The organism is Streptomyces sp. Q2, from assembly GCF_056820935.1.
In genome coordinates, this window is sequence record NZ_JBXEJE010000006.1 from 1 (window position 1) to 26,857 (window position 26,857).

The window sequence follows — 26,857 nt, forward strand, 5'->3', positions numbered from 1 at the left end:
CGGGCCGCCGGATGGGCAGCGCGCCCGTACGCCCCGAGCCCTTGGCGCGCCCGCACGCCTCGGCGGGCCGCACGCCTCGGCGGGCCGCACGTCTCGTGGGGGCCGTTCGCCGCGCGGTTCTCGCGATGGTGCCTGGCTTCGCGCAAGCCGCCCGTTCCCGGCCAGAGCCCCGCCCGTCGCCCCTGAGCGCCGAGCCCTCTCGCATACCCGCACCGTGACGAGGAAAGATGGGAGGTCGAGCGTCGGAGCAAGCCATGCGGAGGAACGGACATGCAGCATGAACGAGCGGGTCGGCCGGCCGGTCCGGAGGACCTCGTCGACATCGCGCGGCTGGTCACCGCGTACTACTCGCTGCACCCTGATCCGGCCGACCCGGCGCAGCGGGTGGCGTTCGGTACGTCAGGACACCGCGGGTCGTCCCTGAACACGGCGTTCAACGAGGACCACATCGCCGCGACCAGCCAGGCCATCTGCGAGTACCGCAGCGCGCAGGGCACCGACGGGCCGCTCTTCCTCGGGGCCGACACCCACGCCCTGTCCGAGCCCGCCCGGGTCACCGCGCTGGAGGTGTTCGCCGCCAACGACGTGACCGTGCTCATCGATGTCGCCGACGGCTACACGCCCACCCCGGCCGTCTCGCACGCCATCCTCGCCCACAACCGCGGCCGCGGCACCGGCCTCGCGGACGGCGTGGTCGTCACCCCCTCGCACAACCCGCCCGCCGACGGCGGTTTCAAGTACAACCCGCCCAGTGGCGGCCCCGCGGGCTCCGAGGCGACCTCCTGGATCCAGGACCGCGCCAACGAGATCATCGCGGCGGGACTGAAGGACATACGCCGTATCCCGTACGCCCGGGCCCTCAGCGCCGCGGGCACCGGCCGCCACGACTTCCTCGGCAGCTACGTCGCCGACCTGCCCGCCGTCCTGGACCTGGACGCGATCCGGTCCGCCGGCGTCCGTATCGGCGCCGACCCGCTCGGCGGGGCCTCCGTCGCCTACTGGGGCCGGATCGCCGAGGAGCACCGGCTCGACCTGACCGTGGTCAATCCGCTCGCCGACCCCACCTGGCGCTTCATGACGCTGGACTGGGACGGCAAGATCCGCATGGACTGCTCGTCGCCGTACGCGATGGCCTCCCTCATCGAGCAGCGCGACCGTTTCCAGATCGCCACGGGCAACGACGCCGACGCCGACCGGCACGGCATCGTCACCCCGGACGCGGGCCTGATGAACCCCAACCACTACCTGGCCGCCGCCATCGCCTACCTCTACGCCCACCGCGAGCAGTGGCCCGACCACACAGGCATCGGCAAGACCCTGGTGTCGTCCTCCATGATCGACCGCGTCGCCGCCGATCTCGGCCGGCGCCTCGTCGAGGTGCCGGTCGGCTTCAAGTGGTTCGTGGACGGCCTGGTCGACGGCTCGCTCGGGTTCGGCGGCGAGGAGTCGGCGGGCGCGTCGTTCCTGCGCCGCGACGGCTCGGTGTGGACCACCGACAAGGACGGCATCATCCTGGCGCTGCTCGCCTCCGAGATCACCGCCGTCACCGGGAAGACCCCCTCGGAGCACTACGCCGCCCTGACGGCCCGCTTCGGGAATCCCGCCTACGCCCGCATCGACGCCCCGGCGACCCGCGAGGAGAAGGCGCTGCTCGCCAAGCTCTCGCCCGCGCAGGTCACCGCGGACACCCTGGCCGGCGAGGCGGTCACCGGCGTCCTCACCGAGGCCCCGGGCAACGGCGCGGCCATCGGCGGCATCAAGGTGACCACCGAGAACGCCTGGTTCGCCGCCCGCCCCTCGGGCACCGAGGACGTGTACAAGATCTACGCCGAGTCGTTCCACGGACCCGACCACCTGCACCGGGTCCAGGAGGAGGCCAAGGACGTGGTGATGGCGGCCCTCGGCGGCTGACGGCCTGGACGCGGGCGGGATGCGGGCGACGGCGAAGCGAAACGCGCCGTCGTCCCCGCCGGGCGTTAGCCACGCGTACACCCCCGCGCCCGCACGAGCCGCAGAGCCGCGTGCGCGCAGCGGGGGCAGCGGGCGGTAGGACCGGCTCGGGGCCGCAGACTGCCGACTCGGCGAGCGGCCCCGAGCGGGCGCACCGGACTGCGCCTACGGGGTCGCCGGTACGGAGACGCTCGTGCGCGGGGGAGCGGCGCACGGCAGCTCACTTCCAGTCGTATGCGTATGCCGCGACCCAGGTGACGTCGAGCTGCGCGCTGCTGCCTGGAGCCGCGCCGGGCCCCTGCAGCGCGCTTTCGTTCTGCAGCACCCAGGACAGCGGGTGATCCGGCACGTTGCGGGTGTCGTGCCCGGTCTGCCGACCGTCAACGAAGAACCGCACGTTGCCCGGTGTCCACTCGGTGGACACGGTGTGCCACTCGGTCCAGTCGTCACTGCCCGGGAAGTAGCCCTGCTTGCCGCCACCGCACGGATGGTGGAAGGCGGTGAGGGAGCCGGTCCACTCGCCTTCCGGGTGGTCCATCTCGCAGCCCCGACCGTAGTGCAGCCAGGCGGACTTGTAGCCCGGAGCCAGTTTCGTCACCTTGATGCGGGCGCTGTACTTGCCGTACTTCATCTGCATGACCGCACGTGGCACCACTGCCGCGGCGTGCACCGGGCCTCCGTTGTCGGGTCGCCACATCCGTATGAACATCCGCCCGTCGCCGTTTGCCGCAGGACCGACGCTCACGGTGTCCTCCGGGTGGTAGACACCCACCACATCCCGGCCCCGGCTGTTGGCAGTGTCACGCCAACCCGTCGGATAGGCCCACCAGTTGTCGCGGAACTTCCCGCTCAGTCCGGCGCAGTAGGCGGCGGACGTGTCGGCGTGGTGATCGCAGTCGCTGAACGCGCCCAGCGGCACCCGGTCGCCGTTGAAGTCCTCCGCGAGGACCTGCCAGAACGGACCGCAGTCACCGCGGGGCAGACTCGCGCCCGTACTGCGGCAGGCATCGGCCACGGCGGGCGCGGCGGGCGCGGCGTCGGCCCGGGGAAGCCCCAGGGCCGCGGCCACGAGCATGAGCCCCACGGACATCAACAGGATTCGCTTGTTGTGAGGGTGTGGCGCTGCGTGTGAACCCATCCCAAGGCTCCCTCGAGGTTCAGCTGCCGGCCGTCGTCCGTCCTCCCCGCGAGGGGCTCCGGAGGAAGGCCCGGAACCGCGCGGGGCTGTACTCCGCGAAGGAGCATCCTCGCCCGCGGGCCCGTGCGGCGCCACCCCGTGAACGAGCCGTGAACCGGACGGCCATGCTCCGCTGTCACCGGGCCGGAGGGGCGGCGAGCCTCGGGAGTCTCAGGTTGTGGGGACGGACCGGAACCTCGCTGCAGGACACCGCTTCAGAACTCGCGGTCGATGCCGGTCACGATCGCCGCGCCCAACGCGGCGTCCTCCTCGGCGAAACCACTGTCACGCAGGGCACGGGAGACCAGCCGCACCGCTTCGGACTCGGCTCCGGACTGATCAGCGGCCTCGACCTCGACCCGGGCGGCGAACATGCCGCCCTCGTCCACGGTCAGCAGACTCAACTCCTCGCTCTCCCCGAGATCCGTGTTCCTGGGGTCCTGAGGCCGAAGCCTGCGCTCGATCTCCGAGCGGACGTCGCCCGGAACTCCTCGGAGGAACGTGCCAGGGACGGTGATGACATACGTGGTCACCGGGACTCCTTTCGACTCTGTAGCGCGCGTCCTCTTGACCCTTCTGCACTCTCAACCGTCACACACTTCCTGCGCGTCTTCCCGGTCGGCGGCCGGGAATGCGCCTGCGGATGCCTCATCGATCCTGTCGTGCGTCCGCCTGGCGCCTGGACATCCACGGCAACCCGACCGGCAGCCCGCGCCGCTTCTTCTGCAACCTGACCGGCACCGCACCCCACCGTGACGCCCAGGTCCGCCACGCCCTCACCCGCCTCCTGCACTGGGCCAGAGCTTGTGCTGTGCAGGCGATCGCGGTCGAGGACCTGGACTTCGATGCGGACAAGACTCGCGAGAAGCGCGGTCGCAGGAAACGCTTCCGTCAGCTGATCTCCGGCATGCCCACCCGCAAGCTCCGCGCTCGGCTGGCGTCGATGGCCGACCAGACCGGGATCGCGGTCATCGCCGTCGACCCGGCCTACACCAGCCGCTGGGGCGCCCAGCACTGGCAGAAGCCTCTCACCACAAAGAACCGTAAGACCACTCGCCATGACGCTGCTGCCGTGGCGATCGGAAGGCGCGCCCAGGGACACCCGATCCGGCGACGGACGACACCGCCCCCACAGCACCGGAGTGATGCGATGGGGCATCGGACCGTCCAGGCCGATCGGCGTTTTCCTGGGCGTGAGGAATCCCGCCCCCGCATCCCCGGACCACGGACACGATCCGTCGCCCGGGCGCGGAGTGAACGCGGGCAACCAGAACGCCCAACACCGTTTGGGGCGTTCGGCCGAGCATGGGTTCTGGCAACAGGACTCACTCCCGCTCAGTCTCTAGGAACGGTGCGGTTTGACGGATTCGGGTCTGCCGGGGTGGGCAGGGAGCTGGCAGTGTGTGGCATGAACATGCCTTCCTCAACCCCCCCACAGGAGGTCGACCATGTACTCGCGCGCGTTCGTCCATGGCTTCACAGCTGCCTTGACGGCGGCTCTCACCCTGGCCGGTGGACAGGCCTACGCGGCTGCCCCAAGCTCTGGCGATCAGCTTCTCGCGGCCCGCGTCGTCACCTACGACGCCGGCGCGTCGGCGGAGTTCAAGACCGCTGTCGACCGGGGCGCGGCGATCTGGAACGAGAGCGTGGACACCGTCGAACTGCGCCCGGCGGCCGCCGGACAGCGCGCCAACATCCGCATCCTGGCCGACAACGGCTGGCCCCGGGCGCTGACGACCTCGCTCGGCAACGGAACCGTCTACATCGGACGACAGGCCGTCAACGAGGGCTACGACACGGTCCGTATCTCGGCGCACGAACTCGGCCACATCCTCGGCCTGCCGGACCGCAAACCCGGCCCGTGCACCAGCCTGATGTCGGGCTCCAGCGCCGGCGTCTCCTGCACGAACCCGTACCCGAACGCGGCCGAGAAGGCGGAGGTCGAGGGCAACTTCGGTACGGCGCTTGCCGACCCGGCACCGGCTGTCCGCAACGTGCTGATCGTGGACTGATTCACGGACGTGCGCGGGGACGGGAACGGCCCGTCGCCGCGCACGTCGGCCAGCGGCAGCGGTTACTGGTGCCCTGAGCCCGGTCGGCCCCTTGACGGCGTAGGACAACCGGCCGAGTGTCCGACTCCGCCCACCGTCAGCGCGTCCGGCGGGACAGCCAGGCGGCGGCCAGAGCACCGGAGATGTTGTGCCAGACGGAGAAGACCGCGGCCGGCAGGGCGGCCAGCGGACTGAAGTGGGCGGTGGCCAGCGAGGCCGCGAGCCCGGAGTTCTGCATGCCGACCTCGAAGGCCATGGCACGGCTTCCCGGCTCACCCAGCCGGGCGGCTCGTCCCGCCCCGTAACCCAGCGCCAAGCCGAGGCCGTTGTGCAGCACGACGGCGACGAAGACCAGCAGCGCCGCCGACTTGATGGCATCGGCGCTGCCCGCGACCACCACGGTCACGATCACGCCGATGGTGAGGGCGGACAGCCAGGGCAGCACCGGCAGGGCCCGCTGGACGTGGCGGGCCGCCAGGAGCCGTACGGCGAGGCCCGCGAGCACGGGCAGCAGCACCGTCTTGAGGATGTCGGTGACCATGGAGCCGGCGTCGACCGGCAGGTACTCGCCCGCCAGGAGCAGTGTCAGGGGCGGTGTGACCAGCGGGGCCACGAGCGTGGAGACCGTGGCCACGGACACGGACAGCGCCACGTCACCACGCGCCAGGTACGTCACCACGTTGGAAGCGGTGCCGCTGGGGGCACAGCCGACGAGGATCACGCCCGCGGCGAGCTGTGGCGGGAGCTGGAGCAGGTGGGCGACGGCCCAGCCGAGCCCCGGCATGATGACGTAGTGCGCGACCAGCCCGAGGGCCACGGCCCAGGGCCGTTTGGCGACGCCGCGGAAGTCCTGCGGAGTCATGGTGACGCCCATGCAGAACATCACCACCCCCAACAGGTACGGCACCGCTTCGCCCCAGCCGGTGAAGCTCCCAGGGAACAGAAGCCCGAGAGCGCCGGCCGCGAGGACGAGGATCGGGAAGACGGTGACGGCGCGTCGGGCGGAGTGGTCGCCGGCGGCGTCGGTGCCACGGGGTTGCAACTGTTGACGCTGGTCGTGCTGTTCGTGCTGGTCGGGTTTTTCGGGTTGTTCGGTACTCACCGTCCGAGCACAACGCCTGGCAGGGGCATGACGCAAAGACGTCTCGCGATGTGATCAACCCATCCTCAGTCCGCGATCGCGGTTTTGATGAACGGAGCGTCCCGCGTCAGTTCCCGGAACCCCACGCTGTAGTACGACCCGCGCGCCTCGGATGCCCCGGCGCACCCAGACAGGCGACCGTCATATCAGTGGCCCCGGCCGCCCGCGCCAGACGCATCCCGTGCAGAAGCACCGCCCTTGCCAGGCACAACGCGCGAAGCGCATCGCCGTGACGGCGTTGTTGTCCCAGCCCCCACATGTGCGGAGGGGTGCGCGGTCAGTGCAGGAAGTCGGCGATGAGGGCGGCGAACTCGTCCGGTGCGGCGAGGCGGATGCCGAGGTCTTCGGCCTTGGATCGTTTCGACCCGGCACCTTCGCCCGCCACGACGAGGCTGGTCTTCTTCGAGACGCTGGAGGAGGAGCGGCCGCCTGCGCGTTCGATGAGCTCGTTCATCTGGTTGCGGCTGAGCTTGTCCAGGGCGCCGGTCATCGCGCCGGTCACGACCACCGTCATGCCTGCCAGCGGCCCGCCGGCCGCCTCGCTGTCGTGGGGGCCTTCGTGATCGTCCGCGTCGCTGCCTGCCGGAGTGGGCGGGGTTGCGCCGGGTTCGGTCATGTTCACCCCGGCCGCGGCGAGTTTGTCGACGAGCGGGGCGAGTTCGGCGAGTTCGGCGACGATGGACGGGGCCTTCTCGGTGCCGATGCCCTCGACCTGCTGCATCGCCGTGGCGTCGGCGGCGCGGATGGCCTCCATGGTGGCGAAGTGGCGTGCGATCCGGCGGGACATGGACCGGCCGGTGCCCCGCACTCCGAGGGCGCACAGCACCCGTGACAGCGGCTGCTCCTTGGCCCGGCTGATGCCGCTGAGGAGGTTGTCGGTGCTGGTCTCGCCCATCCGCTCCAGTCCGAGCAACTGCTCGCGGGTGAGGGCGAACAGGTCGGCGAGATCGGCGACGAGGCCGGCTTCGACGAGCTGGACGACGCGGGTGTGGCCAAGGCCCTCGATGTCCAACTGGTCGCGGCCGGCGGCGTAGGACAGGGCGGCGACCAGGTGGCAGTTGCGCCCGTTCTCACAGCGCCAGCGCTGCTCGCTGGTGTCGATGCCGGACCCGCACCGCGGGCACACCTCGGGGAAGGCGATGGGCTGTTCGTCACCGGTGCGCAGGTGGGCGACAGGGGCTTCGATGCGGGGGATCACGTCACCGGCCCGGTGGACCATGACGTGGTCGCCCAGGCGCAGGTCGCGGCGAGTGATGTCGCCGGGGTTGTGCAGGGTGGCGTAGGTGATGGTGGCGCCGTCGATGGTGACCGGTTCCAGGACCGCGCGCGGGGCGATGACACCGGTGCGGCCCACGTTCCACTCCACCTCCAGCAGCCGGGTGATCTTCTCCACGGCGGGCAGCTTGTAGGCGATCGCCCAGCGCGGGGCACGTGAGCCCGAGCCGGCGGCCCGCTGGTCGGTCGCGAGGTCGGCCTTGATGACGACCCCGTCGATGCCGAACGGCAGCCGGGCCCGCAGCTCGGCGATCTCGCTCACCCGGGCCAGGACCTGCTCGGTGGTGTCGGCGGTGATGCCGGGCACGGCGGTAGTACCGGTGGTGTTCACCCCGTACGCCGCGGCCTGCCCCATGAGGTCGCTGTGCGCGAGCTCGAGGAGCCGCTCCGCGAGCGCGGTCTCGGTGCCGGGCACGGGGAGGAGTCCGTAGCCGAAGAACGTCATCGGCACCGTGTAGGCACGCTCCCTGGCGCGCAGACTGCCGGCGGCGGCGCCGCGCGGGTTGGCGAACGGCTGCCCGCCGTGCGCGGTGCGCACTTCGTTGGCCTGCTCGAACTGGGCGGTGGTCATCAGGACTTCACCGCGTACCTCCACGGTGACCGGCTCGGCCAGCTCCTGCGGCAGCCCCTCGACGGTGCCGATCGCGTGTGAGACGTCCTCCCCGGCCGTCCCGTCGCCGCGCGTGATCAGCTGTCTCAGTTGGCCGCGGGTGTAGCGGGCGGCGATCGCGAGACCGTCGAGTTTCGGCTCGACACTGAACCGGGTGACCTCCCGGCCGATCCTGCGGGCCAGTGAAGCGGTCCAGGCGGTGAACTCCTCCGGGGAGAACACGTTGTCCAGGCTCAGCATCGCCACCGTGTGCGGGACATCCCCCTCCACCGCACCACCGGCGACCTTCCCGGTGGGGGAGTCGGGCAGCACCTGGTCGGGGTGGTCGGCCTCCCAAGCCGCGATGCCGCGCACCAACCGGTCGTAGGTGTCGTCGTCCATTGGCGAGGTGCCGCCTTCGTAGTAGGCGGCCGCGGCCTTCACCGCATCCTCGACCGCCTGCGCGTAGGCGGCGGCATCCACGATCTGAGCAGCTGGTGTCGTCATGCCCCTCATCCTGCCTGCCACCACTGACAACGCCCCGGCACCGCCACCGGCCAGACCGTGCGGGACGGCCACGTCCGCGGCGCGGTGGTCAACCAGGCCTGCTTCCACGATCGGCTACCGCGTGCGACCGACCATGTCGTGATCGCACGTGTCATACGGGCATGACAACGACGCCTTCACCGCCCTCACACGAAGCCACCAGCGGCCGTCGCGACGGAGCCTGCGCACCTCAGCCCGCCCATGCCTGCTGCGTCGGCCCCCTCGCGGACACGGCCTCGATCGCGGGCACCGCGATCGGCGCGAGCCTGCATCGAGGTCGTCGAGGATTCGGGTCAGGCGTGCTTGTCGTCACGCACTGCGGGCGGCACTCGGCCGCCGGTGCTGGTGGAGCAGCCGGGCCGTGCACGCCACGAACGGTACGGCGACGGTGGGCACGACCCACGACGGGATGCCGAGCCACACGGCAGGCAACCCCACGGCAGCACAGGTGATCATCACGGTGATGAGCAGCGGTTTGCCGTACGGGCGCCAGGTGAAGGGCTCGTGGTCAAGGGGCCTGGCCATCCGCACCGCGCCGAATCCGAGGCCCATCACCGCCAGGAGACCCAGGAACGTGCCGATGGCGACTGTCATCTGGGGCTCGTTGCGAGGTTCTTCGGAAGTACTCTGCCGGACGTCTCCCTTGCCGACCGTCATGACCTCGCCGCGCCAGACGGTGCCGGTGATGTGGTCCGCCGGCCGAAGTCGCTCCAGCAGCGGCCCAGGACCGCCGAAGGCCACCGTTCCGTTCCAGAAGGGCGTACCGGTCAAGGCCGCCTGGTAGCCGCCGCTCCTGCTCCGCTTGATTTTCGTGCTCTCGACGGTGAAGGGGACCGTACGCACGCAGTCCTCCCACGCTTCCGCCGTCGCGCGGCCAGGGCACGGCTCGGCCGCCACATAGTCCTCGTATTGTTTGGTGTCGGCAGGCAGCCGCGTGGTGAACAGGAGCCAGCAGCCCAGTGCCGGGATCAGGGACAACACGATCAGTGCCGCACCCACGAGCCGTGGCCCGCCCGGAGACCGCCGGGCGGGCAGGCCAGCGCCTGGCGGAGGCGGCGGCGGTCCTGACGTGCCCAAGGTGCTGTCCTTGCTCGTCACTGTCATCACTCGCCTCTCCTAGCCGCCCGAAAGGCTGCTGCTTCGCCGAAGTGGCGCCGCAGACCCGTTGCCCCAGCTTCGTTCAGCCAGACGGGGGCGAACAACGAGGCGACCAGGCAGCCTGAGTTCGCGCTTCCTTTCCGCACTCGGGCAATCCCGTGGCTGGTCCCCGCCCCGCCGGGTACGTTCACGTTGTGTGCCACTACGCGGAGAAGCCCTACAAGCTGCACTACGCATGCGTGTCCTGCCGCGTCGCGTTCAAGCGGCACCCCAGGTCCGGCGGGCACCGATGCCCCCGCTGCGCAGAGCCAATGGCCTGTGCCGGCCACGACTTCGCGGCACCCCGGCGTCAAGACACCCAGGCATGGACCGTCGTTGCTGCGGTTCTCGACGCCGGACTGCGTTACGAGGGCCGCGAACCGTGCGGCTGTGGAAAGGAACCCAAGTTCCGTCCCCGCACCCGAGCCCAGCTGCGCGCACGTCGCATCGCAGCGGCACGAACCGGAACTCCCCTCGCCGACATGCTGGGACGCGCGGATCCACAGGCATCCGGCTGAGCCGACCGGCGGTGCACCGTCGTCGGTGAGTTTGCCTGCCGTGACGTCCATGCCCCTCGCCGTGCCGGTCGGCGCGGCTTCGTGCTGCGACTACGGGAGCAGTACGATCTTGCCGCCTACGTGCCCCGTACGGCTCAGGTCGAGTGCGGCGGCCGCCTCCTTGAGAGGGTAGGTGCGCCAGATGGGGACGTGCAGCAGGTCTTCCTCGAGGAGGGCGAGAATGTCGTGCAAGGCCCGGATGCCGTTCCCGCTCGGGCCGTCCGTGTGGACCTGGACGCCCAGAGGTGCGGCGTCGAAGGCCAGGAGGGTGAGGACGCGCTCGGGGCCGCCCGCGAGTTCGATGGACAGCGGGATCTCACCGCGGCCGGAGGCGTCGAGTACGGCGTCGACTCCCTCGGGGGCGATCGCCCGTACCCGCTCGGCGAGGCCCTCGCCGTAGGCGACCGGCAACACGCCGAGTGAGCGCAGCCGTTCGTGGTTGTCCTGGCTCGCGGTGCCGATCACGCGCGCGCCACGGGCCACGGCGAGCTGGGCGGCGAACGCGCCCACGCCACCGGAAGCGGCATGGATCAGCAAAGTCTCGCCGTGGACGACCTTGAGACGTTCGAGGACCGTCCACGCGGTTCCGCCCGAACCCGCGAGAGCTCCGGCGACCTCCCAGGGGACTGTGGCTGGCCTGGTGACCAGCGCGCCGGCGTCGGCGACCGCGGTCTGGGCGTAGGCCGGGGTCAGTGAGGTCCCGAGGACCTCGTCGCCGACGGCGAAGGCGGTCACTTGGTCCCCGACCTGGTCCACCACTCCGGCTATGTCCGACCCGAGGCCCGCGGGCAGGTCGAGGGGCATCATCTCGCTCATGAACCCCTGCATGACCTTCCAGTCGAACGGATTCACGCCCGCCGCCCGTACCGCGAGCCGCACTTGCCCCGGGCCCGGGGCGGGCGCCGGAACATCCACGACGCGCAGCACTTCGCTGGTGCCGTACTCGGAGAACTGCACAGCAAGGGACATCTCTGTTCAACTCCATGATCTCGCCGGGGGCAACCGGGTCGGAGAAGCGGGTCAGGGAATCGGATGGAGGCGGCGGTCCCCGCCGGGGTCATTGGCCGCAGGGGCCGGAGTGGTCGCAGTAGGGCTGCAGTTGACTGCTTCCGCAGCCGCACAGAACGGCCCTGGTCTCGTGGTGCGTCCCCTGCTGTGTGTCCAGCGACAGTTCTCCGCGTACGAGCAGCTGTCCGGCAGGGGTCCGGGCGATGTGGGTGGGCCGGTCCGGTGTCTCGCTCCCGCCCGCTGCGAGTTCGTACTGCAGCGCCCCCGAGGGGCAACGGCGGATCACCTCGGCCAGCCGATCGGCCGGGGCGGCCTCGGGCTGGATCCACGGGCGCCTGTTCGCGTCGAAGACCTCGGGCAGCCCGTTGAGGCACTCGGCGGCGTGCAGACAGCGCCTGGCCTCGAAGGTCACGGTGATCTCCGGTGCCGGGTAGGCCTTTTTCTCGGGTTTGCCGCTCATACCGGTCTTCCTCACTGCGTCGTCGGCCGGCGGCCGAGTCAGTCGCTGACCTTGCTGCGGGACTGGTACAGCAGATCGGCGTACTCGGGATGGCGGCCGATCCAGGCTGCGTAGAAGGGGCAGGTGGCCAGCACCCGTAGCCCCGCGGCGCGTGCCTCGTCCAGGGAGACTCGAGCGAGCGCGGAACCGACCCCCTTGCCTTCGAAAGCCGGATCCACCTCCGTGTGCAGGAAGGCGATCAGTTCTGATGTGCGGAGGTACTGCGAGAAGCCGGCAACCTCGGACTGACCGTCCACGGTGGCCTCGTAGCGACGTGCTTCAGGTACGTCGATCACCTTGACGGTCATGCGCCCTCCCGGGGAAGTTGATGTATCAACAAAATATCGAACGGGAGTTGATGTGTCAAGGTCGACGAGACCGGGGCCAGCGCGGCGAGGACGGCGTGCTGACGCTGACCCTGCCCCTGGAGGACGGCAGGCTGCTGGCCGGAGTGGACGCCGAGGACGTCGGCCGGACCGCGTTCGGATCTTCAAGAGCGGCGAGAAGTTCGTCGGCGAGACCGTCGGCCTGGCCGGCGACCATCTGACCGGAGCGCAGTACGCGGCGAAGTTCGAGGCCGTGCTCGGTGAGCCGGTGTGCTTCCAGTCGGTGCCCTACGACGTCTTCCGCTCCCTCGACGTCCCGGCCGCCGAGGAGCTCGCCAACTTGTTCCAGTACTACGGCGACTTCGACCCGGAGTTCACCGGCGCCCGCGATCTGAACAAGGTGCGCGGGATCAACCCGGCACTGAAGAACTTCGACCCCTGGCTGGCCGAGAACGCCTCCGCGATGAAGGCGGGCCGAGCGGGTCTCGGTGACGCAGGCGAAGCGGGCGGGATGAGTTGAGGGGTACGGCGGGCGGACCGCTCAGCGGCCAGGCCGCGCAGGTGACCGGCGTGAGTCGTGGCACTTGCGCGGCCATCGTTCGTCGACTGCCGCTGGAAGGTGGCGTCGTCGCGACGTCCCACGACTGGGGCCTGCACCCCCTCCGCGTGCGCGAGGTGCTGAGCGCGCCCCGCACCCGCCCAACATCGACGCGTCCCGCGACGCCCTGTGGGCGGATGCCGCCGTCCCCTCCACCTGCGTGCGATGCTGTCCCTGCCCGCCAACCCGCCCCCGAGCAGCGACTTGGCCGGCCGGCCGGCACCGCGGCGGTCGAAGGCGCGGGTGAACGACGGGCTGGGTGGAATTCACCCGACAAGCGGGCTCGTTCGCCCCTCCCGCTTCCACGACCCAATGGGGACCGGAACTGTCGAGAAACCGTTCGAGGAGGACCCCGGTGCGCAACCCGACCGTGGCACAGCAACTGATCGACGTCCTGCGGCAGGCAGGAGTGGAACGGATCTACGGCGTCGTCGGCGACAGCCTCAATCCCGTCGTGGACGCGATCCGGCGTACCGACGGCATCGAGTGGATCCATGTGCGCAACGAGGAGGCGGCGGCGTTGGCCGCTGCGGCCGAGGCACAGTTGACCGGGCGGCTCGCGGTGTGCGCGGGCAGTTGCGGCCCCGGCAACACCCACCTGATCCAGGGCCTTTACGACGCGAACCGCTCAGGCGCTCCGGTGCTCGCGATCGCCTCACACATCCCGTCGAAGCAGATCGGCACCGGTTTCTTCCAGGAGACGCACCCGGAGCGGCTGTTCACCGAGTGCAGCCAGTACTGCGAGATGGTGAGCCAGCCGTCGCAGATGCCGCGGATGGTGCGGATCGCCGTACAGCGCGCGCTGTCCGACAACGGAGTGTCGGTCCTCGTCATGCCCGGCGACCTGTCCCACGCGCCCGCCACCAACCCGACCGGCTCGAGCAGTTTCGTGACGGCCCGCGGCCGGGTCGTACCCCCGGCCGGACAAGTGCGGGAACTCGCGTCGAAGATCAACGCGGCCGAGAAGGTGATGTTCTTCTGCGGAGCCGGCGTCCGGGACGCTCACGCCGAGGTGATGGAGTTCGCGAGCCGGGTGAACGCGCCGGTCGGGCACACACTGCGCGGCAAGGAGTGGATCCAGTACGACAACCCGTACGACGTCGGCATGAGCGGACTGCTCGGCTACGGCGCCTGCTACGACGCCATGCACGAGGCCGACCTCGTGGTGCTGCTCGGCACCGACTTCCCGTACGACGACTTCCTGCCGCAGGCCCGCACCGTACAGATCGACCACGACGCGGGGCGGATCGGGCGGCGGACCGCGCTGGAGCTGGGCGTGCACGGCGACGTGGGCGAGACGGTGCGCGCGGTGCTGCCGCTGGTCGAGGCGAAGCGCGACCGCTCGTACCTGGACCGGACGCTGCGCCACCACGCCAAGTCCCTGGAGAGCGTGGTCTCCGCCTACACCCGCAACGTCGAGCACCACGTGCCGATCCACCCCGAGTACCCGGCCGCCATCCTCGACGAACTCGCCGACGACGACGCGGTGTTCACCGTCGACACCGGCATGTGCAACGTGTGGGCGGCCCGTTACCTCACGCCCAACGGCCGCCGCCGGGTGATCGGTTCGTTCCTGCACGGCACCATGGCCAACGCCCTGCCGCACGCCATCGGCGCCCAGTTCGCCTACCCCGGCCGTCAGGTCATCTCGATGTCGGGAGACGGCGGACTCGGCATGCTCATGGGCGAACTGCTCACGGTCAAGCTGCACAACCTGCCCGTGAAGACGATCGTCTTCAACAACTCCTCCCTCGGCATGGTCAAGCTGGAGATGATGGTCGACGGCCTGCCCGACTACCAGACCGACCACGAGCCGGTGGACTACGCCGCCATCGCCGCGGGCGTCGGCATCCACTCGATCCGCATCGAGAAGCCCGGTCAGATCCGTGGAGGCCTGCGGGAGGCACTGTCGTACGACGGGCCCTGCCTGGTGGATCTGGTCACCGACCCCAACGCACTGTCGATCCCGCCCCACATCTCCGGCGAACAGGTGAAGGGCTTCGCCTTCTCGGCGGGACGGACGGTGCTCAACGGGGGCGTCGGAAAGATGCTCGATCTGGCCAGGGCCAACCTGCGCAACGTTCCACGGCCGTAACCGCGCCCGCATGGCCGGATCGCGGTCCATCGAACTCGAGATGGCTGGTTGAGGCCGGTGTTGCAGTCCCACTGACCGTCTGGCGCTGCGCATCGGGTCGGGTCCCATCACCGACGCCGTGCGCCTGGCGGCGGGGGAGGCGGGCCCGGTGCCCACCCAGTCGGTGTTCGCCGCCTCCTTCACGACCAAGTCCCGCGTGACCAAGGGCACCCCGGTCATCACCGTCAAGCCCAACTCGGTGGCCGTGGAGGCGGCGCCGGCCGTCGGCGTGGTGGAGCAACTGGCCGTCGCCTTCGGTGCACTGGCCACGGGCACCAAGGTCACCGCCCGCACTCCGCGTGAGTCGACCGGGCGTCCTGAGTTGACCGAGGCCGCGATCGTGGTCTCCGGCGGCCGGGGCGTGGGTGGCGCCGAGAACTTCTCGGTCATCGAGGTGCTGGCCGACTCCCTCGGCGCGGCCGTCGGCGCCTCGCGCGCCGCCGTCGACGCCGGCTGGTACCCGCACACCAACCAGGTCGGCCAGACCGGCAAGTCGGTCTCGCCGCAGCTGTACATCGCCTCCGGCATCTCCGGCATCTCCGGCGCGATCCAGCACCGCGCCGGCATGCAGACCTCGAAGACGATCGTGGCGATCAACAAGGACGCCGAGGCCCCGATCTTCGACCTGGTCGACCTTCACCCCGCAACGACGTCAACGCCACGCGCGCCGGCCCGCCGGGCACCACGAACACCTCGCACACCCGGCGGTAGGCGCGATACGAAAACGTACGTCGCCCGCCGGACAGCGCCGGGCAGCGGCCTCGGGGACCCTGCCGTAGGGACGGCAGGGTCCCCGAGTGCGGTTCAGGTGTGTCCGACTCTGCTCGTGCGGCCGGGACGGGTCGGCTTGTCAGGGGGGTGCGGTCTGGAGCCCTCAGCCCTTGTTCGACGCGGCGGTGCCGTGCGCGGGCTCCAGCTTCACCCACTTCGCGACGCTCGGCACGCCCCGCTCGTCCAGCAGGAACAGCATGTGCCACCCGGGCGGGGCGTCGGCCGCCGTTGCCGGGGTCTGGAGGCTCAGCGTGTTGCCGTCACGGTTGTTGATCTTCAGCTTCAGGTGGCGCTGGCTGGGGTTCGTCGAGTGTGTGGCGGTCGTCGGCGCCACCAGGACGGCACTGTCGACCCGCCGTGGCGTGGAGGTCTGCACCGTGAAGGCGGAGTCGTAGTGCAGCGCACCGGCCGGGGCCCTGTTCAGCTGGGGCCGGTTGCCGACGTGCAGGTACCACGGTTCGAACATCTCGATGCTGCCGTGCATGTCGTCCTTGATGTCCGGGTCGTTGGCGATCTGCTGGGCCTCGTCGCCGGTGACCAGGATCCGCCCGTCGGGCATGAGGACCGCGTTGGAGTGGTAGCCGCGCGGCAGCCGCTGCACCGGGCCGAGCGTCCAACTGCCGTTGTCGTCGCGCGACTCGGTGTGGCGGTACTTCGGCAGGGCGTTCGGGTTGTACAGGCCGTTGCCGTAGTTGCGGATGTGGAAGGAGCCGTTGACGGTGAACAGCTTGCCGTCCGGCAGCATGAGGGTGCTGTCGTTCGACCTCCCGAACGCTCGGGGTTCGCGTTTGCTCCAGGTCTTCCCCTTGGTCAGCTCGTAGGTGTTCGCGTCGTCCCGATTGCCGCCGAGGACCAGGACGGAGTTCGGACCCCGGAAACCGTTGGGGAGGGCTACCGCGGAGCCGTAGATGCGCTCGGGGTTGCAGCCCTCACCGTTGTTGTCCCTGGTGTCCTTGCAGGGGATGTTGGGCCGGTCCGGCAGCTTCGCGCGCGTCTCCGCGTCCAGGTCGAAGACGTACTGCTCGTCGAGCATACGGCCGAGGCCGTGGACCTTGCCGTCGCGCAGCGTGAACAGGTGTGGGTAGTCCTTGGTGAAGGGTGCCCGGGCACGAAACGTGTCGACCGGTACGTTCGTGGGCACGTCGCCCTTCTGCCACGGCACGGGGTGCGACTTGGCGGGGAAGCGCTCGACGACGGGTGTGGGGGTGCCCCAGCCGAGCTCCGACTGGCCCGACATGATGAGCAGCCGGCCGTCGGGACCCTCCACGACACCGGGGTACCACCGGCCGACCGACATGTCCGCGTTGCGGTGCCAGGTCTCGGTCCAGGGATCGAAGACGAGTGACAGCTTGGCACCGCTGCCGCCGTTGCCTCCGAGGTTGCCCCCGAACACCCCCAGCATGCCGTTGGGCAGAAAGGCGTGGCCGGAGCAGAAGAACGGTGCCGGGCGCGCCTCGTTCTTGCCGTCCGGCATCACCACCATCGGCGGAGGAACGTTCTTGAAGGCGTCGCGTCCTGTGCCCTTGGCCGGATCCCACAGGTAGGCACGGCCGGCGTTCTCCTTGCCGATGACGTCGGTGGGGGCGGTCTCCTTCTGTGGGTTGTCCTCGATCGGCTCGAAGGAGAAGAGCAGCACCTTGCCGGTGGGCAGCATGGCGATGTGGTCGCCGTAGTCCGGTGAGGGGAAGTACTCCGCGAACCGGCCGAACTTCTGTGGCGCGTAACGCTTGTTGGTCTCCGCCTGGGACTCCGTCAGCTCCTTCAGCCTCGCCGTGCGGGTCGACTGGGGGTATTCGCCCAGTGCCTTGGCCGTGGCTCGGAGGTGGGCGTGCTCCCTGGCGTGCGCCTCACCCAGGGTGGCGGCCTCGTCGTTTCTCATCTCCTTCTTGATCTGCCGCTCGGACACATGAACCTTGCCGGATTCGCCCGCGTCGGCGACTTCGCTGTGGTGGGCACCGTCGTGCGCATACGCCGACGGTGAGATCAGGACCGTCGTGGCGGTCACTGCGGATACGACTGCGCACGCCAAGAACGCGGCAGAAATTCTTTGTCGGGACATGGCTCTCCTTGCCGTCCGAGGGCATGAGGGAAGGGAAACGCAGTGAAGGGAAACGCAGTGAAGGGAAAGCGGAAATAGGAAGCAGAAATGGCAAGCAGGGAACGCGAAACAGATGGCGCGAAACTGGGAACGCGAAACAGGGAAGATAACGACGAGCGGGGCCCCGGCGGGCACGCCTGAAGGGGCATTACCCAGCCTTTCCATCAATCGATCCGAAGTAACATCCGAAAACCTTTGCGAGTCGTCACTCACTCCTCGCGCAGAGGTGTGTCACGATGGCTCAGGGGTGGTGAATCGGGTCACCAGGGCAGGTGGAAAAGTGTGTTACGGATATGCGCTCCGCCATCCAGGTGAACCCCGCGGATTTTTATGGGTCCGGTTCGGCTGCTTCTCTATCGTCAATTTCGACGGGGCAGCAGGAGTCGACACATTCCGCCGAATTCTCCGGAGGAAGCGCACGCATGGCCACACCAACGACCGACCCCTACAACCTTTTCCTTCGCGAAGACGCCGAGACCCAGGGCGACGTGCTCGCCGGTTTCAAGAAAGACCACATGCAGCTGCTGTTCCTGCGGTTCGAGAGTCAGGAAATGGCTCGTACGTGGCTGAAACAGTTGCGTCCGCTGATCGCCACGACCAGGCAGGTGGCGACATTCAACAGGGAATTCTCCCGGGCCCGCTCCTACTCCGGTGGTGACGACCCGAGGAACCTGAACGCCCTGTGGTACGGCCTCAGCCTCACCTACGAAGGCATGACGTTCCTCACCGGCCACAACCCGCTGCCCGGCGTCGACAGCAACAGCACCGACGGCCCCCTCAAGGCATTCTTCGAAGGCCCGGCCAAGCGGGCGGCGGCCCTCGGCGACACGGGTCAGAACGCCCCGCAGAACTGGCTCTTCGGCAACTTCGGCGACGGTCGGGTCCACGCGGTGCTCACTCTCGCCGCCGACCAGGCGCACGTGTTGCGGGCCACTCTCGGAGACGTCCGTCAGGATCTCGCCCGCGCCGAGATCGTCACCGTCTACGAGCAGGAGGGCGCCACCCTGGAAGGCCCCCGCCGGGGCAGGGAACACTTCGGATTCAAGGACGGTGTCAGCGAGCCGGCGATCAAGCACCTCGACGAGCCCGACGCGGAGAACCCGGTCTACGAGAAGGGCCACCCCGGCACCATCCTCGTCAAGCCCGGCGAGTTCGTCATCGGGCTGGAGCGGGAGCGCCCGCATCCCCTGCCGTACCCGGAGTGGGCGCAGAACGGCTCCTTCCAGGTGGTGCGGCGACTGGCCCAGGACGTCCCCGGCTGGTGGGCCGGCGTGGCCGGACAGCTGAAGGTGCTGAAGGAGACCAAGGCCGCGCCCCCCGAGGCCACGACCGAGTGGCTGGCGGCCCGGCTCGTCGGACGCTGGCGCTCCGGCACTCCCGTGGCGAAGTGCCCGCACGCGGACATGTCGTACAACGCGGAGTCGTCGAACGACAACCTGATCTCGTTCAGGGACGACCCGAAGGGGACGACCACCCCGCTCTGGTCCCACCTGCGCAAGACCAACCCCCGCGACGGCTTCCCCGTCAGGGACAAAGAGGGGGAGTTCCACCCGGACACGAAGTTCAACCACCGCCGGATCATGCGCCGCGGCATCCCGTACGGCCTGCCGTTCGACCCGTCCGCCTCGGCGCTCAACGGCCCGGACGGGCCGCGCGGCCTGGTGTTCGTCTCCTATCAGGCCGATCTCTTCCGGCAGTTCGAGTTCATCCAGCGGGACTGGATGAACGACGAGACGTTCCCCAAGCCCAACCCCGACACCCACCACGAGCAAGTGGACCCGGGGCCGTTCCCCACCGGTGCCGACCCTGTGGCGGGCGAGGAGACCGTGGTCCGCTGGGAGCGCCCGCAGGGTGGCGAGCCGGTCGCGCTGAAGTTCGCCCAGTTCGTACGGACCGAGGGGGCGGTGTACGGCTTCGTGCCGTCGGTCTCGGTCATCGACCAGCTGGCCGAGGGCCGGATGAACACCAACATGGTTGTCTCGGGATTGACGATCTTCACGGTCAACAGTTTCGACAACACCGAGCGCGACACGGTCGACTCGGGCACGGTGCGGCTGTTCCTCCAACGGGACGGCGACCTCGTGGTCATCGACAACAGCAACGAGAGGATTCTCTGGGCCGCGAACACCGCCAACCCGGCCGGTGCGAAGACGCAGGCAAGGTTCGCCGACGGGGAGTTCTTCGTCTGCACCGTGAAGGAGGGCAACCAGATCGACGAGAAGCTCTGGACCTCCGGTACCGCGGGCAAACCTGAGGCCAAACTCGTCGTCCAGACGGACGGGAACGTGGTGATCTACCACTGCGGCGAGGCGATCTGGCACACCGACACCGCACTGCGCTGAGACACGACCGCGCGTCGGCTCCTTCAGCAACCCACCTGCCCACAGGGGCGGGTGGGCTCTGCGGCAGGTCCGCCGGGCACGTCGGTCCGTCGGGCCGGCACGTCAGTCCTTCGGGCCCATGAGACAGCAGTGCTGCCGCTCCGGCGCGACCGGCGGGCGTACCTCGGCGGTCGGGAAGAGGGATCTCGCGTGGTCCGGGCTCCACAGCACGTCGTACCGCCCGCACCGGCCGACCGGCGCGCGGGCGTCGAACAGCAGGGCGTGGTCCACGACCGCGCACCAGGGCGCCGCGCGCGCGTGCTCGACGGCGGCGTCCAGGTGCGCCGGTTCCGGCTGCGGTTCCGGCGTGTTTCCCAGGGAGCGGCTGTTCAGACGCCACCGCACGTTGGACTCCTGTTCCTCGCCCCGTGGCGCCCAGTTCGGGGCGATGAAGGTGAAGGCGAGCACTCCGTCGTCGGTCAGAAGCGACCGCAGCGCACGCACCATGTCCATGGTCTCGTCGTCCGGCGTGTGGGTGAAGACGGAATACGCGAGGACATAGTCGAAACGCGGCCGCATGCCGGGCAGTTCGAGCCTGAGGATCCCGCCCGGGTTGAACTGCGGGTTGTACCGGTCGTAGAAGATCCAGTGGGCCTGCGGTCTGCGCCGCGCTCCCTCCTCGATGGCGGTCCGTGACACGTCCACACACCAGTACTGCGACGGCTGGACGCGTCCCGCGGCTTCCTCCAAGAACGTGCCGACGTTCCCGCCGAAGTCCAGCACACGGCGCCCGGACCAGTCCGGACGGCCGAGTTGGGCATCGAAGTAGGCGAACTGACCGGTCTTCGCCGAGAGGAAGGACGCCCGCCGGGACCGGGCATCGCCGCGGGCCGGAGGGGGCGGCCGTCCGGGAACGGTGCTCACCAGGTGACGGGGAGGGCGGCGATGGCTTGGATGCGCTGGTGTCCCTTCCATCCGGCGGACGCTTCGGGGGACGCCGGCCGCAGTCGCGGAAAGCGGGCGAGCAGTGACGTGAGGGCGATCCGCAGCTCCGCCCGCGCCAGGTGGGAGGCGAGACAGCGGTGGATGCCGTGGCCGAAGGCCACATGCGGATTGGGGTCACGGCTTAGATCGAGGCGCTCGGCGTCGGGGAAGACGTCCGTGTCGTGGTTGGCGGAGTTGATCGAGACCACGACGGACTCTCCGGCACGGACGGTGACCCCTGCGATGTCCACGTCCTCGGTGGCCACCCGGATCTGACCGTCCCTCAGCACCAGGTGATACCGGAGCAGTTCCTCCACCGCACTCTCCGCGAGCGCCGGGTCCTCCCGCAGTCGTGCGAGGTCGGCGGGCCGGTGCAGCAGCGTACGCAGGGCGGAGGCCAGGACGGCGGTGACGACCGTGTGGCCCGCGAACAGCAGACTGACGCCGATGCCGGTCAACTCGGCGTCGGACAGTGCACCTTGCTCGTCGTGAGCGGTGACCAGGGCGCTGAACAGATCGTCGCCGGGCGCCACGCGCCGGGCGTCCGTCAGGGCGGCCAGGTACTCGCACATCTCCCGCTGAGCCGCCGTGATCCCCTCCAGGGGGCCCTTGCTGTTCATCGTGTCCGCCAGGGCCAGGATCCGGTCGCCGTCCCCGGCCGGGACGCCCAGCCAGGCGCAGATCACGGCCACGGGCAGGGGCCGTGCGAAGCCGGCGACCAGGTCGGCGGGCGGGCCGGCCGAGGCCAGGGTGTCGAGCAGACCGTCGGTGATCTTCTGGATCACCGTCAGCGACCGGTCGACCTGTCGCGCCCTGAACTCCGGCATGACCAGCCGCCGCAGCCGGGCGTGGTCCGGCGGCTCGGTGTCCCGAAGAAGGCTGACACCGGGCGGGAACGGGGTGGTGAACAGCCGGGGCGCGTCCGGCCCGGTGTGGGCCGTGACGCTGAAACGCCGATCGCGCAGCACCTGACGTACGTCGTCGTACCGGGTCACCAGCCACACCTCGTGTCCGCTGGCGATGACCACACGGGCCGCCGGTTCGTTCTCGCGCAGCCGGGCCAGCCTCTCGAACACGTCGACATGGTCACGGGTGTCGAAAGGGAAGGCCACGGGCGGGCTCGGGACAGGCATCGAAGCCACTCCTCACGCGACTCAGGGTGTGTGGAAGGACGGGTCGTGGTGCTCGCCGAGTGCGGCGCGGCCGATGGTGGCGAGGATGTGGTCGTCGTTGTCGTGGCGCTGGTAGAAGGTCAGGTCGCGCAGGATCCGCTCCACCGGGCTGGGGCGCACCAGGCTGCGGGCGCCGCAGGCACGGATGCAGTGGTGCACGGTTTCCTCCGCCAGGTGCTCGATGACATGCCGGGCCTTGCTGCCGGCGATCCTGGCCTCGTCCAGCCGGCCCTCGTCCCACAACGCGGCGACATGGCGCAGCCACAGACGGGCCGTGTCCACATTGACGGCCATGCTGCCCGCCCGCTGCCGCACGTACGGATCGGTTCCCTTGTCCTGCTTCTTGATGTACGCCAGCCCGTAGGCGCACGCGGCCTGGGCGGCGCCCAGGAAGCTGGAGGCGTAGTGGGGGACGAACGCGGCCTGCCACTGCCCGGTGAGATAGCTGCCGGGTGCGCCGATGAGGTGGTCCCGGGGGATGAACGTGTCGTTGAACCGCACCAAGTGGCTGACCGTCGCGCGCATGCCCACCGGATCCCACCACGTGCTGTCGACGGTCACGCTCGGGTCCGACAGATCGCAGCCGAGCATGAGCAGTTCACCGCCCGCGGCCCTGCCGCCTGCGGCCGCCCGGCCGTTCGGGGCGGGCTGCGCGTGCCGGGCTCCGCCGGGACCGGCGGGGTCGACGAACAGGACGGCCCATTGGGCGCCGGTGGCACTGGTGGCGAACGCCTTCGTGCCCCGTACCGTCCAGCCGCCGTCGACCGCGGTGAGCGCGGTGCCGAAACGGCTGGTCTCCCCGGGCTTGGGGGCGCGGGGCTCGCCGCTCCAGGCCACCCACTTCTCCCCGCGTTCCACCACGCCCGCGAACCAGCGCTGCTTCTGCTCCGGCGTTCCGAGGGCGTCGATGAGGACCAGGGAGTTGGCGTGCCCCTCCCAGCAGCGTGCCAGCGACAGATCGGCCGAGGCGAGGGTGGTGGTGAGTTCCCACAGAGGCAGCGTGTTGCGCTGCTGCGGGCCGAAGCCCAGCCCGCCGTACTCGCGCGGTACGGCGGCCGCCAGCAGGCCGGCCGCGAACAGGTCGTCGAAGTCCTCGGCCGGGAAGGCGGCCCTGCGGTCGTAGTCGGCCGCGCGGGCGGAGAACGTCTGGGCGGCCAGCTTCTCCGCGCGGTCGAGGGCGACCTGGTCTCCGAGCACCGGGCCGCGCGGAGGGTGAGGGCCGTGCACCAGGTCTGCGGTCATGCGAGAGGTGCCCCTTCCGGTGGTTCGGACGGCTGGGGGAGTCCCGGGCGGTAGTAGTGGGCGCGGTACATCACGGGCGGCACCCGCTGGTCGTCGAGGTGGACCGTGTGAACGTCGATGGTCAGCAGGCCGCGGTTGAGATAGCCGCAAAGGACGGCGGCGGCGACACCGAGCCGCCCCTCGGCGAGGAAGCCCACGGCCGGGCCGTCCCGGCCCGCGTCCACCAGCGGCGTGGCGACGAGTGCGGTGTGGGTGTCGGGGACGCCGGGGCCGCCCTCGGCGACACTCAACGCGAGTCGGCCGTCGTCCTCCACGGCGTCGACGAGCCGGATGCCGGTGGCGGTGGTGTCGAAGTTGACCCACCCGCCGGTGAGATCGCCCAGGTCGGTGTGTGGTGACGTCATACGGCCTCCTCCACCCGGTGGAAGAACGAGCGGGTCCACTGGCCGGGGCCCCGGCCGTCGAGGGGCACACTGGACGCGGTGGTCACCAGGATGCCGGTCTTGTAGTAGGCGGACAGGACCGTGCGGAAGGCGCCGAGTTCGTAGACGGCGCAGAACGACCAGGCCGTGGAGGGTGTGCCGGGCGCGGTGTAGACGGCCGCCGGTACTTCGCCCCAGTCGCGCGGCCGTCGGCCCGCCGGGGAGCCTCCGGCAACGGCTGTGGTGCCGAAGGCCCGTACGGTCAGGCCCTTTCCGCAGGCGGCGGCGGTCAGTCGGAGCGGGCCCTTGGACACCGCTCCGCGGTCGGTGTTGAGCCAGTCTCCCAACAGGGCCGACATGTCGGGGCCGTCCGGTGGGGGCGGCTCGGCCGGTGGTGGCGCACTGGCCGCCGAGTGGATGGTCATCAGGTGTTCTCCTTCCCCAGGGGTTCGCCCTGCGGTCTTCCGCAGGGGGTGTGGTGGCCGTCATACGCCGGATGCCGGTCGTAGACCGTCGGCCGGCCCGTGGGAGGTGCCGCGGCAGGTCTGTCCGGGCGGGCCGACCGGCCGGGCCCGCGCACGGTCGGCGCACAGGGCGCGCAGCGGCACGGCGAGTGGGATCTGATGTCCCGTCAGCAGTCGGAACTGCTCCTGGACTTCGACGAGCAGCACCTCCCAGCCGTCGATGCCCAGCAGACCGCGGGCGCGCGCCGCCTCCATCAGCGCCGTGGGCGGGTCGCGGTACGCCAGCTCCAGCACGGTGGCCCCGGGGTCGGCCGTGGCGACCGGAAAGGGCGGCCGCTCCACCAGCGGTGTGGCCTGGACCAGCACGTTGTAGCCGGTGGGGCTGAACTCGGACAGTGGTACGTACGGGACGCGTATGCGTCGTGCGGATTCCCGGCCCCGTGCGTGTCCCCGGTTGACGAGGGTCACATGGGCCCCTGCCTTCAGCAGGGCCAGTGCGACCGCTCGCCCGGCCCCGCCGCATCCGACGACCGCCGCCCGTAGGCCCGTCGGGTGGACCCCGGCCCGGGCCAGTGCGTGCAGGGCCCCGACCGTGTCCGTGGTGTCGGCCCGCCACAACCCCTCCTCCTGCCACAGGAGGTTCGCCGCACCGCACTGCCGGGCCGTCGGGCTCGCCACGTCCGCCAGCACAAGGGCGGTCTCCTTGTGGGGGGCGGTCACGGTCATCCCCCGCACCGGCAGTCCGCTCTCCTTCCCGAAGCGGACGGCGGCTCGCCAGAACGGCGCCAGGGCCTCCGCCTGGAACGGGAGATACAGCGCCTGTACGCCCAGCGTGCGCAGCGCGGCGTTGTGCAGGCGCGGTGACAGCGAACGCCCGCAGTTGCGGCCCACGATGCCGAAGAGGCCGCGTAGCCGGGGCAACTCGGGCAGCCGGTAGTCGGTCACGAGCTGCTCGATGCTCGGCATGCCGTCCGGGCCCGGTGCCGAGACCCGGCCGAACACCACGGGTGCGCCCAGCCAAGGGGCAAGGATGCGGGTCCAGGTGCCGGCGGGTCCGGACGTGAACGCGGTGACGTCCCCGCGCCCGAGGCCGGCCAGCAGTGAGGGAGCCGCCGTGATGCCGTCCGCGAGCGCGTGCTGTGGCCGCGGGCCGGGGGAGCGGGCATCGAGGAGGTACAGCGCCGCGGGTACGGCCTGTAGTGCGGCGAACCGTCCCCTTAGCGCGGCGTGGCCGTCTGTGGCCTGCCCGGCGTGCTGCCCGGCCGGAAGCGTCCCGTGCCATGAGATGCGCCGGCGCCACGCGGGGACGGCTGCCAGCAGCTCCGGCCGCGTCAGGTCGTGGGGCCACTCCAGGTCGATCACGTCGTAGTGGTCCACCGCGCGTAGCAGCCGCGTGAACCGCTCCGCCGGGACGAGGTCGCCGCTGCCGTCCGCCCGGCTGCGCAGACAGTACGTCAGAGTGCCTGTGAAGTGCTTGCGCAGCTGAGCGGGATCGGGGTCGCCGAGCAGGTCGGCCCGTACTTCCAGGGCTTCGGCCACCCCGTCGAGCGAGCGCAGGCGGGCGCTGCCGAGGTCGCCTGGTTCGGTGGCCACGGCCACCAGTCGGGCCCGGCGCGCCGCACCGGGGTGGACGCTGCTCCGATCGGTCAGCTCCAATGAACGTACTCCTCCAGGCGAGCCCGTTGCGGGACGAACCGGTTGACGGGGGCCGCCTCGTCGGGGTAGCCGACGGCCATGGTGCAGACGATGATCCGGTCGGCGTCGATGTCCAGCTTCCGGCGCAGCGCGTCCGCGTAGCCCGCGACGCTGAACTGCGGGCAACTGCCGAGTCCCCGGGCGACCAGGCCGAGCATGACGTTCTGCAGGAAGAGGCCGGCCTCCAGGAAGGTTCCGGGTACGGCGTCGCCGGGGACGTGGCAGACCAGGGCGGTCGGCGCGCCGTAGAAGCGCAGGTTGTCGCGGAGATGGGCACGGGGGGCCGAGGGGTCGTCGGGGGCGTGGCCTTTGGCGCGCAGTACTCCGGACAGGGCCGCGCGGGCACGTTCGGCCGCGGTGTCGTCGAGCGTCGGCGTCCGGTTGGCGCAGTCCGGTCGTGGGGGCTCTCCGCGGTCGAAGCCCTCACAGAGCGTGCGGATCAGCGCGTCCAGCGGGCTTCCGGTCACCACCGTCATCCGCCACGGCTGGATATTGCGGCTGGAGGGTGCCTGACCTGCGGTGAGGAGCACCTCCGCCAGGACGTCCCGGGGCACCGGCAGGTCGAGAAAGGCCCGCTTGCAGTGGCGGGACGCGATCAGGGACAGGCCGTCATACGGCAACTCGCCGTTCATGCCGTCGTACGTCCCAACCTCCCTCGCCGGGTTCTCGTACGCGGGCTCGTCATGGACCGTCATGGGTA

At 70.3% G+C, this 26,857-nt stretch carries 22 protein-coding genes and 2 pseudogenes; 8 read left to right on the plus strand and 16 right to left on the minus strand.

Going from position 1 to position 26,857, the window contains the following annotated elements; genetic code table 11:
* Positions 1-270 precede the first annotated feature (270 nt).
* Positions 271-1,911: a phosphoglucomutase (alpha-D-glucose-1,6-bisphosphate-dependent) gene (pgm, locus tag ACWBNA_RS08195; protein WP_482703565.1), complete on the plus strand. Its 1,641-nt coding sequence runs from the start codon at positions 271-273 to the stop codon at positions 1,909-1,911.
* Positions 1,912-2,170: 259 nt separating this feature from the next.
* Here pgm and ACWBNA_RS08200 read toward each other — a convergent pair whose 3' ends face one another.
* Positions 2,171-3,040, minus strand: a complete 870-nt coding sequence (locus tag ACWBNA_RS08200) for a glycoside hydrolase family 16 protein (RefSeq protein WP_482703566.1) — start codon at positions 3,038-3,040, stop codon at positions 2,171-2,173.
* Between the two features lie 302 nt (positions 3,041-3,342).
* Positions 3,343-3,660, minus strand: a complete 318-nt coding sequence (locus ACWBNA_RS08205) for a hypothetical protein (RefSeq protein WP_482703567.1) — start codon at positions 3,658-3,660, stop codon at positions 3,343-3,345.
* A 134-nt stretch (positions 3,661-3,794) separates the two neighbouring features.
* On the opposite strand from ACWBNA_RS08205, the pseudogene ACWBNA_RS08210 reads away from it, so the two are divergent.
* A pseudogene (locus ACWBNA_RS08210) lies at positions 3,795-4,473 on the plus strand (IS200/IS605 family accessory protein TnpB-related protein); the annotation flags it as partial.
* A 102-nt stretch (positions 4,474-4,575) separates the two neighbouring features.
* A complete protein-coding gene (locus ACWBNA_RS08215; protein ID WP_482703568.1) occupies positions 4,576-5,139 on the plus strand; it encodes a snapalysin family zinc-dependent metalloprotease in 564 nt (187 codons plus the stop codon).
* Positions 5,140-5,275: 136 nt separating this feature from the next.
* Here the strand turns inward: ACWBNA_RS08215 and ACWBNA_RS08220 are convergent, their stop codons facing one another.
* The 6 genes from ACWBNA_RS08220 to ACWBNA_RS08245 all read right to left on the minus strand — a co-directional run bounded on the left by ACWBNA_RS08220 (position 5,276) and on the right by ACWBNA_RS08245 (position 12,238).
* Positions 5,276-6,280 (minus strand): bile acid:sodium symporter family protein, encoded by a 1,005-nt coding sequence (locus ACWBNA_RS08220; RefSeq protein ID WP_482703569.1) that lies wholly within the window; start codon positions 6,278-6,280, stop codon positions 5,276-5,278.
* A 316-nt stretch (positions 6,281-6,596) separates the two neighbouring features.
* Complete coding sequence (gene ligA / locus ACWBNA_RS08225) at positions 6,597-8,690, minus strand: NAD-dependent DNA ligase LigA (protein ID WP_482703570.1); 2,094 nt, start codon at positions 8,688-8,690, stop codon at positions 6,597-6,599.
* A gap of 348 nt (positions 8,691-9,038) precedes the next feature.
* Positions 9,039-9,728 carry a hypothetical protein gene (locus ACWBNA_RS08230; protein ID WP_482703571.1) on the minus strand — a complete coding sequence of 230 codons (690 nt, stop codon included), beginning with the start codon at positions 9,726-9,728 and terminating at the stop codon, positions 9,039-9,041.
* A 746-nt stretch (positions 9,729-10,474) separates the two neighbouring features.
* Positions 10,475-11,392 (minus strand): NADP-dependent oxidoreductase, encoded by a 918-nt coding sequence (locus ACWBNA_RS08235; RefSeq protein ID WP_482703572.1) that lies wholly within the window; start codon positions 11,390-11,392, stop codon positions 10,475-10,477.
* An 88-nt stretch (positions 11,393-11,480) separates the two neighbouring features.
* Positions 11,481-11,891, minus strand: a complete 411-nt coding sequence (locus tag ACWBNA_RS08240) for a (4Fe-4S)-binding protein (protein WP_482703573.1) — start codon at positions 11,889-11,891, stop codon at positions 11,481-11,483.
* A 38-nt stretch (positions 11,892-11,929) separates the two neighbouring features.
* Entirely contained in the window at positions 11,930-12,238 is a 309-nt protein-coding gene (locus tag ACWBNA_RS08245) for a GNAT family N-acetyltransferase (protein WP_482703574.1), read from the minus strand.
* A 95-nt stretch (positions 12,239-12,333) separates the two neighbouring features.
* Between ACWBNA_RS08245 and ACWBNA_RS08250 the strand changes: the two genes are divergently transcribed.
* The 4 genes and pseudogenes from ACWBNA_RS08250 to ACWBNA_RS08265 all read left to right on the plus strand — a co-directional run.
* The gene (locus ACWBNA_RS08250; protein WP_482703768.1) at positions 12,334-12,477 is read left to right on the plus strand and encodes a hypothetical protein; all 144 of its coding nucleotides are present in this window, start codon (positions 12,334-12,336) and stop codon (positions 12,475-12,477) included.
* A complete protein-coding gene (locus ACWBNA_RS08255) occupies positions 12,474-12,776 on the plus strand; it encodes a hypothetical protein (protein ID WP_482703756.1) in 303 nt (100 codons plus the stop codon). The genes ACWBNA_RS08250 and ACWBNA_RS08255 overlap by 4 nt, the downstream gene beginning before the upstream one ends.
* Positions 12,777-13,209: 433 nt before the next feature.
* Positions 13,210-14,949, plus strand: a complete 1,740-nt coding sequence (locus tag ACWBNA_RS08260) for a pyruvate dehydrogenase (protein WP_482703575.1) — start codon at positions 13,210-13,212, stop codon at positions 14,947-14,949.
* A 76-nt stretch (positions 14,950-15,025) separates the two neighbouring features.
* Positions 15,026-15,622: pseudogene (locus ACWBNA_RS08265) on the plus strand (electron transfer flavoprotein subunit alpha/FixB family protein); the annotation flags it as partial.
* A gap of 240 nt (positions 15,623-15,862) precedes the next feature.
* Here ACWBNA_RS08265 and ACWBNA_RS08270 read toward each other — a convergent pair.
* A complete protein-coding gene (locus ACWBNA_RS08270; RefSeq protein ID WP_482703576.1) occupies positions 15,863-17,764 on the minus strand; it encodes a galactose oxidase early set domain-containing protein in 1,902 nt (633 codons plus the stop codon).
* Between the two features lie 515 nt (positions 17,765-18,279).
* Here ACWBNA_RS08270 and ACWBNA_RS08275 point away from each other — a divergent pair.
* A complete protein-coding gene (locus tag ACWBNA_RS08275; protein WP_482703577.1) occupies positions 18,280-20,199 on the plus strand; it encodes a Dyp-type peroxidase in 1,920 nt (639 codons plus the stop codon).
* Between the two features lie 102 nt (positions 20,200-20,301).
* On the opposite strand, the gene ACWBNA_RS08280 is transcribed toward ACWBNA_RS08275, so the two are convergent.
* Genes ACWBNA_RS08280 through ACWBNA_RS08310 form a run of 7 tightly spaced genes read right to left on the minus strand, consistent with a single transcriptional unit; the run spans position 20,302 to position 26,852 of the window.
* Positions 20,302-21,102: a class I SAM-dependent methyltransferase gene (locus ACWBNA_RS08280; protein WP_482703578.1), complete on the minus strand. Its 801-nt coding sequence runs from the start codon at positions 21,100-21,102 to the stop codon at positions 20,302-20,304.
* Positions 21,099-22,295 carry a cytochrome P450 gene (locus ACWBNA_RS08285; RefSeq protein WP_482703579.1) on the minus strand — a complete coding sequence of 399 codons (1,197 nt, stop codon included), beginning with the start codon at positions 22,293-22,295 and terminating at the stop codon, positions 21,099-21,101. Before ACWBNA_RS08285 ends, ACWBNA_RS08280 begins: the two co-directional genes overlap by 4 nt.
* Positions 22,296-22,316: 21 nt before the next feature.
* Positions 22,317-23,576, minus strand: a complete 1,260-nt coding sequence (locus tag ACWBNA_RS08290; RefSeq protein ID WP_482703580.1) for an acyl-CoA dehydrogenase family protein — start codon at positions 23,574-23,576, stop codon at positions 22,317-22,319.
* Positions 23,573-23,980 (minus strand): hypothetical protein, encoded by a 408-nt coding sequence (locus ACWBNA_RS08295; protein WP_482703581.1) that lies wholly within the window; start codon positions 23,978-23,980, stop codon positions 23,573-23,575. Before ACWBNA_RS08295 ends, ACWBNA_RS08290 begins: the two co-directional genes overlap by 4 nt.
* On the minus strand, positions 23,977-24,423 hold the full coding sequence (locus tag ACWBNA_RS08300) for a hypothetical protein (RefSeq protein ID WP_482703582.1): 447 nt from the start codon (positions 24,421-24,423) through the stop codon (positions 23,977-23,979). The genes ACWBNA_RS08295 and ACWBNA_RS08300 overlap by 4 nt, the downstream gene beginning before the upstream one ends.
* 60 nt (positions 24,424-24,483) lie before the next feature.
* Positions 24,484-26,118, minus strand: coding sequence for a hypothetical protein (locus ACWBNA_RS08305; RefSeq protein WP_482703583.1), 1,635 nt, complete (start codon positions 26,116-26,118; stop codon positions 24,484-24,486).
* The gene (locus tag ACWBNA_RS08310) at positions 26,109-26,852 is read right to left on the minus strand and encodes a nitroreductase (protein ID WP_482703584.1); all 744 of its coding nucleotides are present in this window, start codon (positions 26,850-26,852) and stop codon (positions 26,109-26,111) included. The genes ACWBNA_RS08305 and ACWBNA_RS08310 overlap by 10 nt, the downstream gene beginning before the upstream one ends.
* Positions 26,853-26,857: the final 5 nt, after the last annotated feature.

Excerpts from the sequence above, each read along its gene's own strand:
- pgm (WP_482703565.1), top strand. The coding sequence starts at position 271 with ATGCAGCATGAACGAGCGGGTCGGCCGGCCGGTCCGGAGGACCTCGTC.
- ACWBNA_RS08200 (WP_482703566.1), bottom strand. The coding sequence starts at position 3,040 with ATGTCCGTGGGGCTCATGCTCGTGGCCGCGGCCCTGGGGCTTCCCCGG.
- ACWBNA_RS08215 (WP_482703568.1), top strand. The coding sequence starts at position 4,576 with ATGTACTCGCGCGCGTTCGTCCATGGCTTCACAGCTGCCTTGACGGCG.
- ligA (WP_482703570.1), bottom strand. The coding sequence starts at position 8,690 with ATGACGACACCAGCTGCTCAGATCGTGGATGCCGCCGCCTACGCGCAG.
- ACWBNA_RS08235 (WP_482703572.1), bottom strand. The coding sequence starts at position 11,392 with ATGTCCCTTGCTGTGCAGTTCTCCGAGTACGGCACCAGCGAAGTGCTG.
- ACWBNA_RS08240 (WP_482703573.1), bottom strand. The coding sequence starts at position 11,891 with ATGAGCGGCAAACCCGAGAAAAAGGCCTACCCGGCACCGGAGATCACC.
- ACWBNA_RS08245 (WP_482703574.1), bottom strand. The coding sequence starts at position 12,238 with ATGACCGTCAAGGTGATCGACGTACCTGAAGCACGTCGCTACGAGGCC.
- ACWBNA_RS08275 (WP_482703577.1), top strand. The coding sequence starts at position 18,280 with ATGGCCACACCAACGACCGACCCCTACAACCTTTTCCTTCGCGAAGAC.
- ACWBNA_RS08285 (WP_482703579.1), bottom strand. The coding sequence starts at position 22,295 with ATGCCTGTCCCGAGCCCGCCCGTGGCCTTCCCTTTCGACACCCGTGAC.
- ACWBNA_RS08290 (WP_482703580.1), bottom strand. The coding sequence starts at position 23,576 with ATGACCGCAGACCTGGTGCACGGCCCTCACCCTCCGCGCGGCCCGGTG.
- ACWBNA_RS08295 (WP_482703581.1), bottom strand. The coding sequence starts at position 23,980 with ATGACGTCACCACACACCGACCTGGGCGATCTCACCGGCGGGTGGGTC.
- ACWBNA_RS08300 (WP_482703582.1), bottom strand. The coding sequence starts at position 24,423 with ATGACCATCCACTCGGCGGCCAGTGCGCCACCACCGGCCGAGCCGCCC.
- ACWBNA_RS08310 (WP_482703584.1), bottom strand. The coding sequence starts at position 26,852 with ATGACGGTCCATGACGAGCCCGCGTACGAGAACCCGGCGAGGGAGGTT.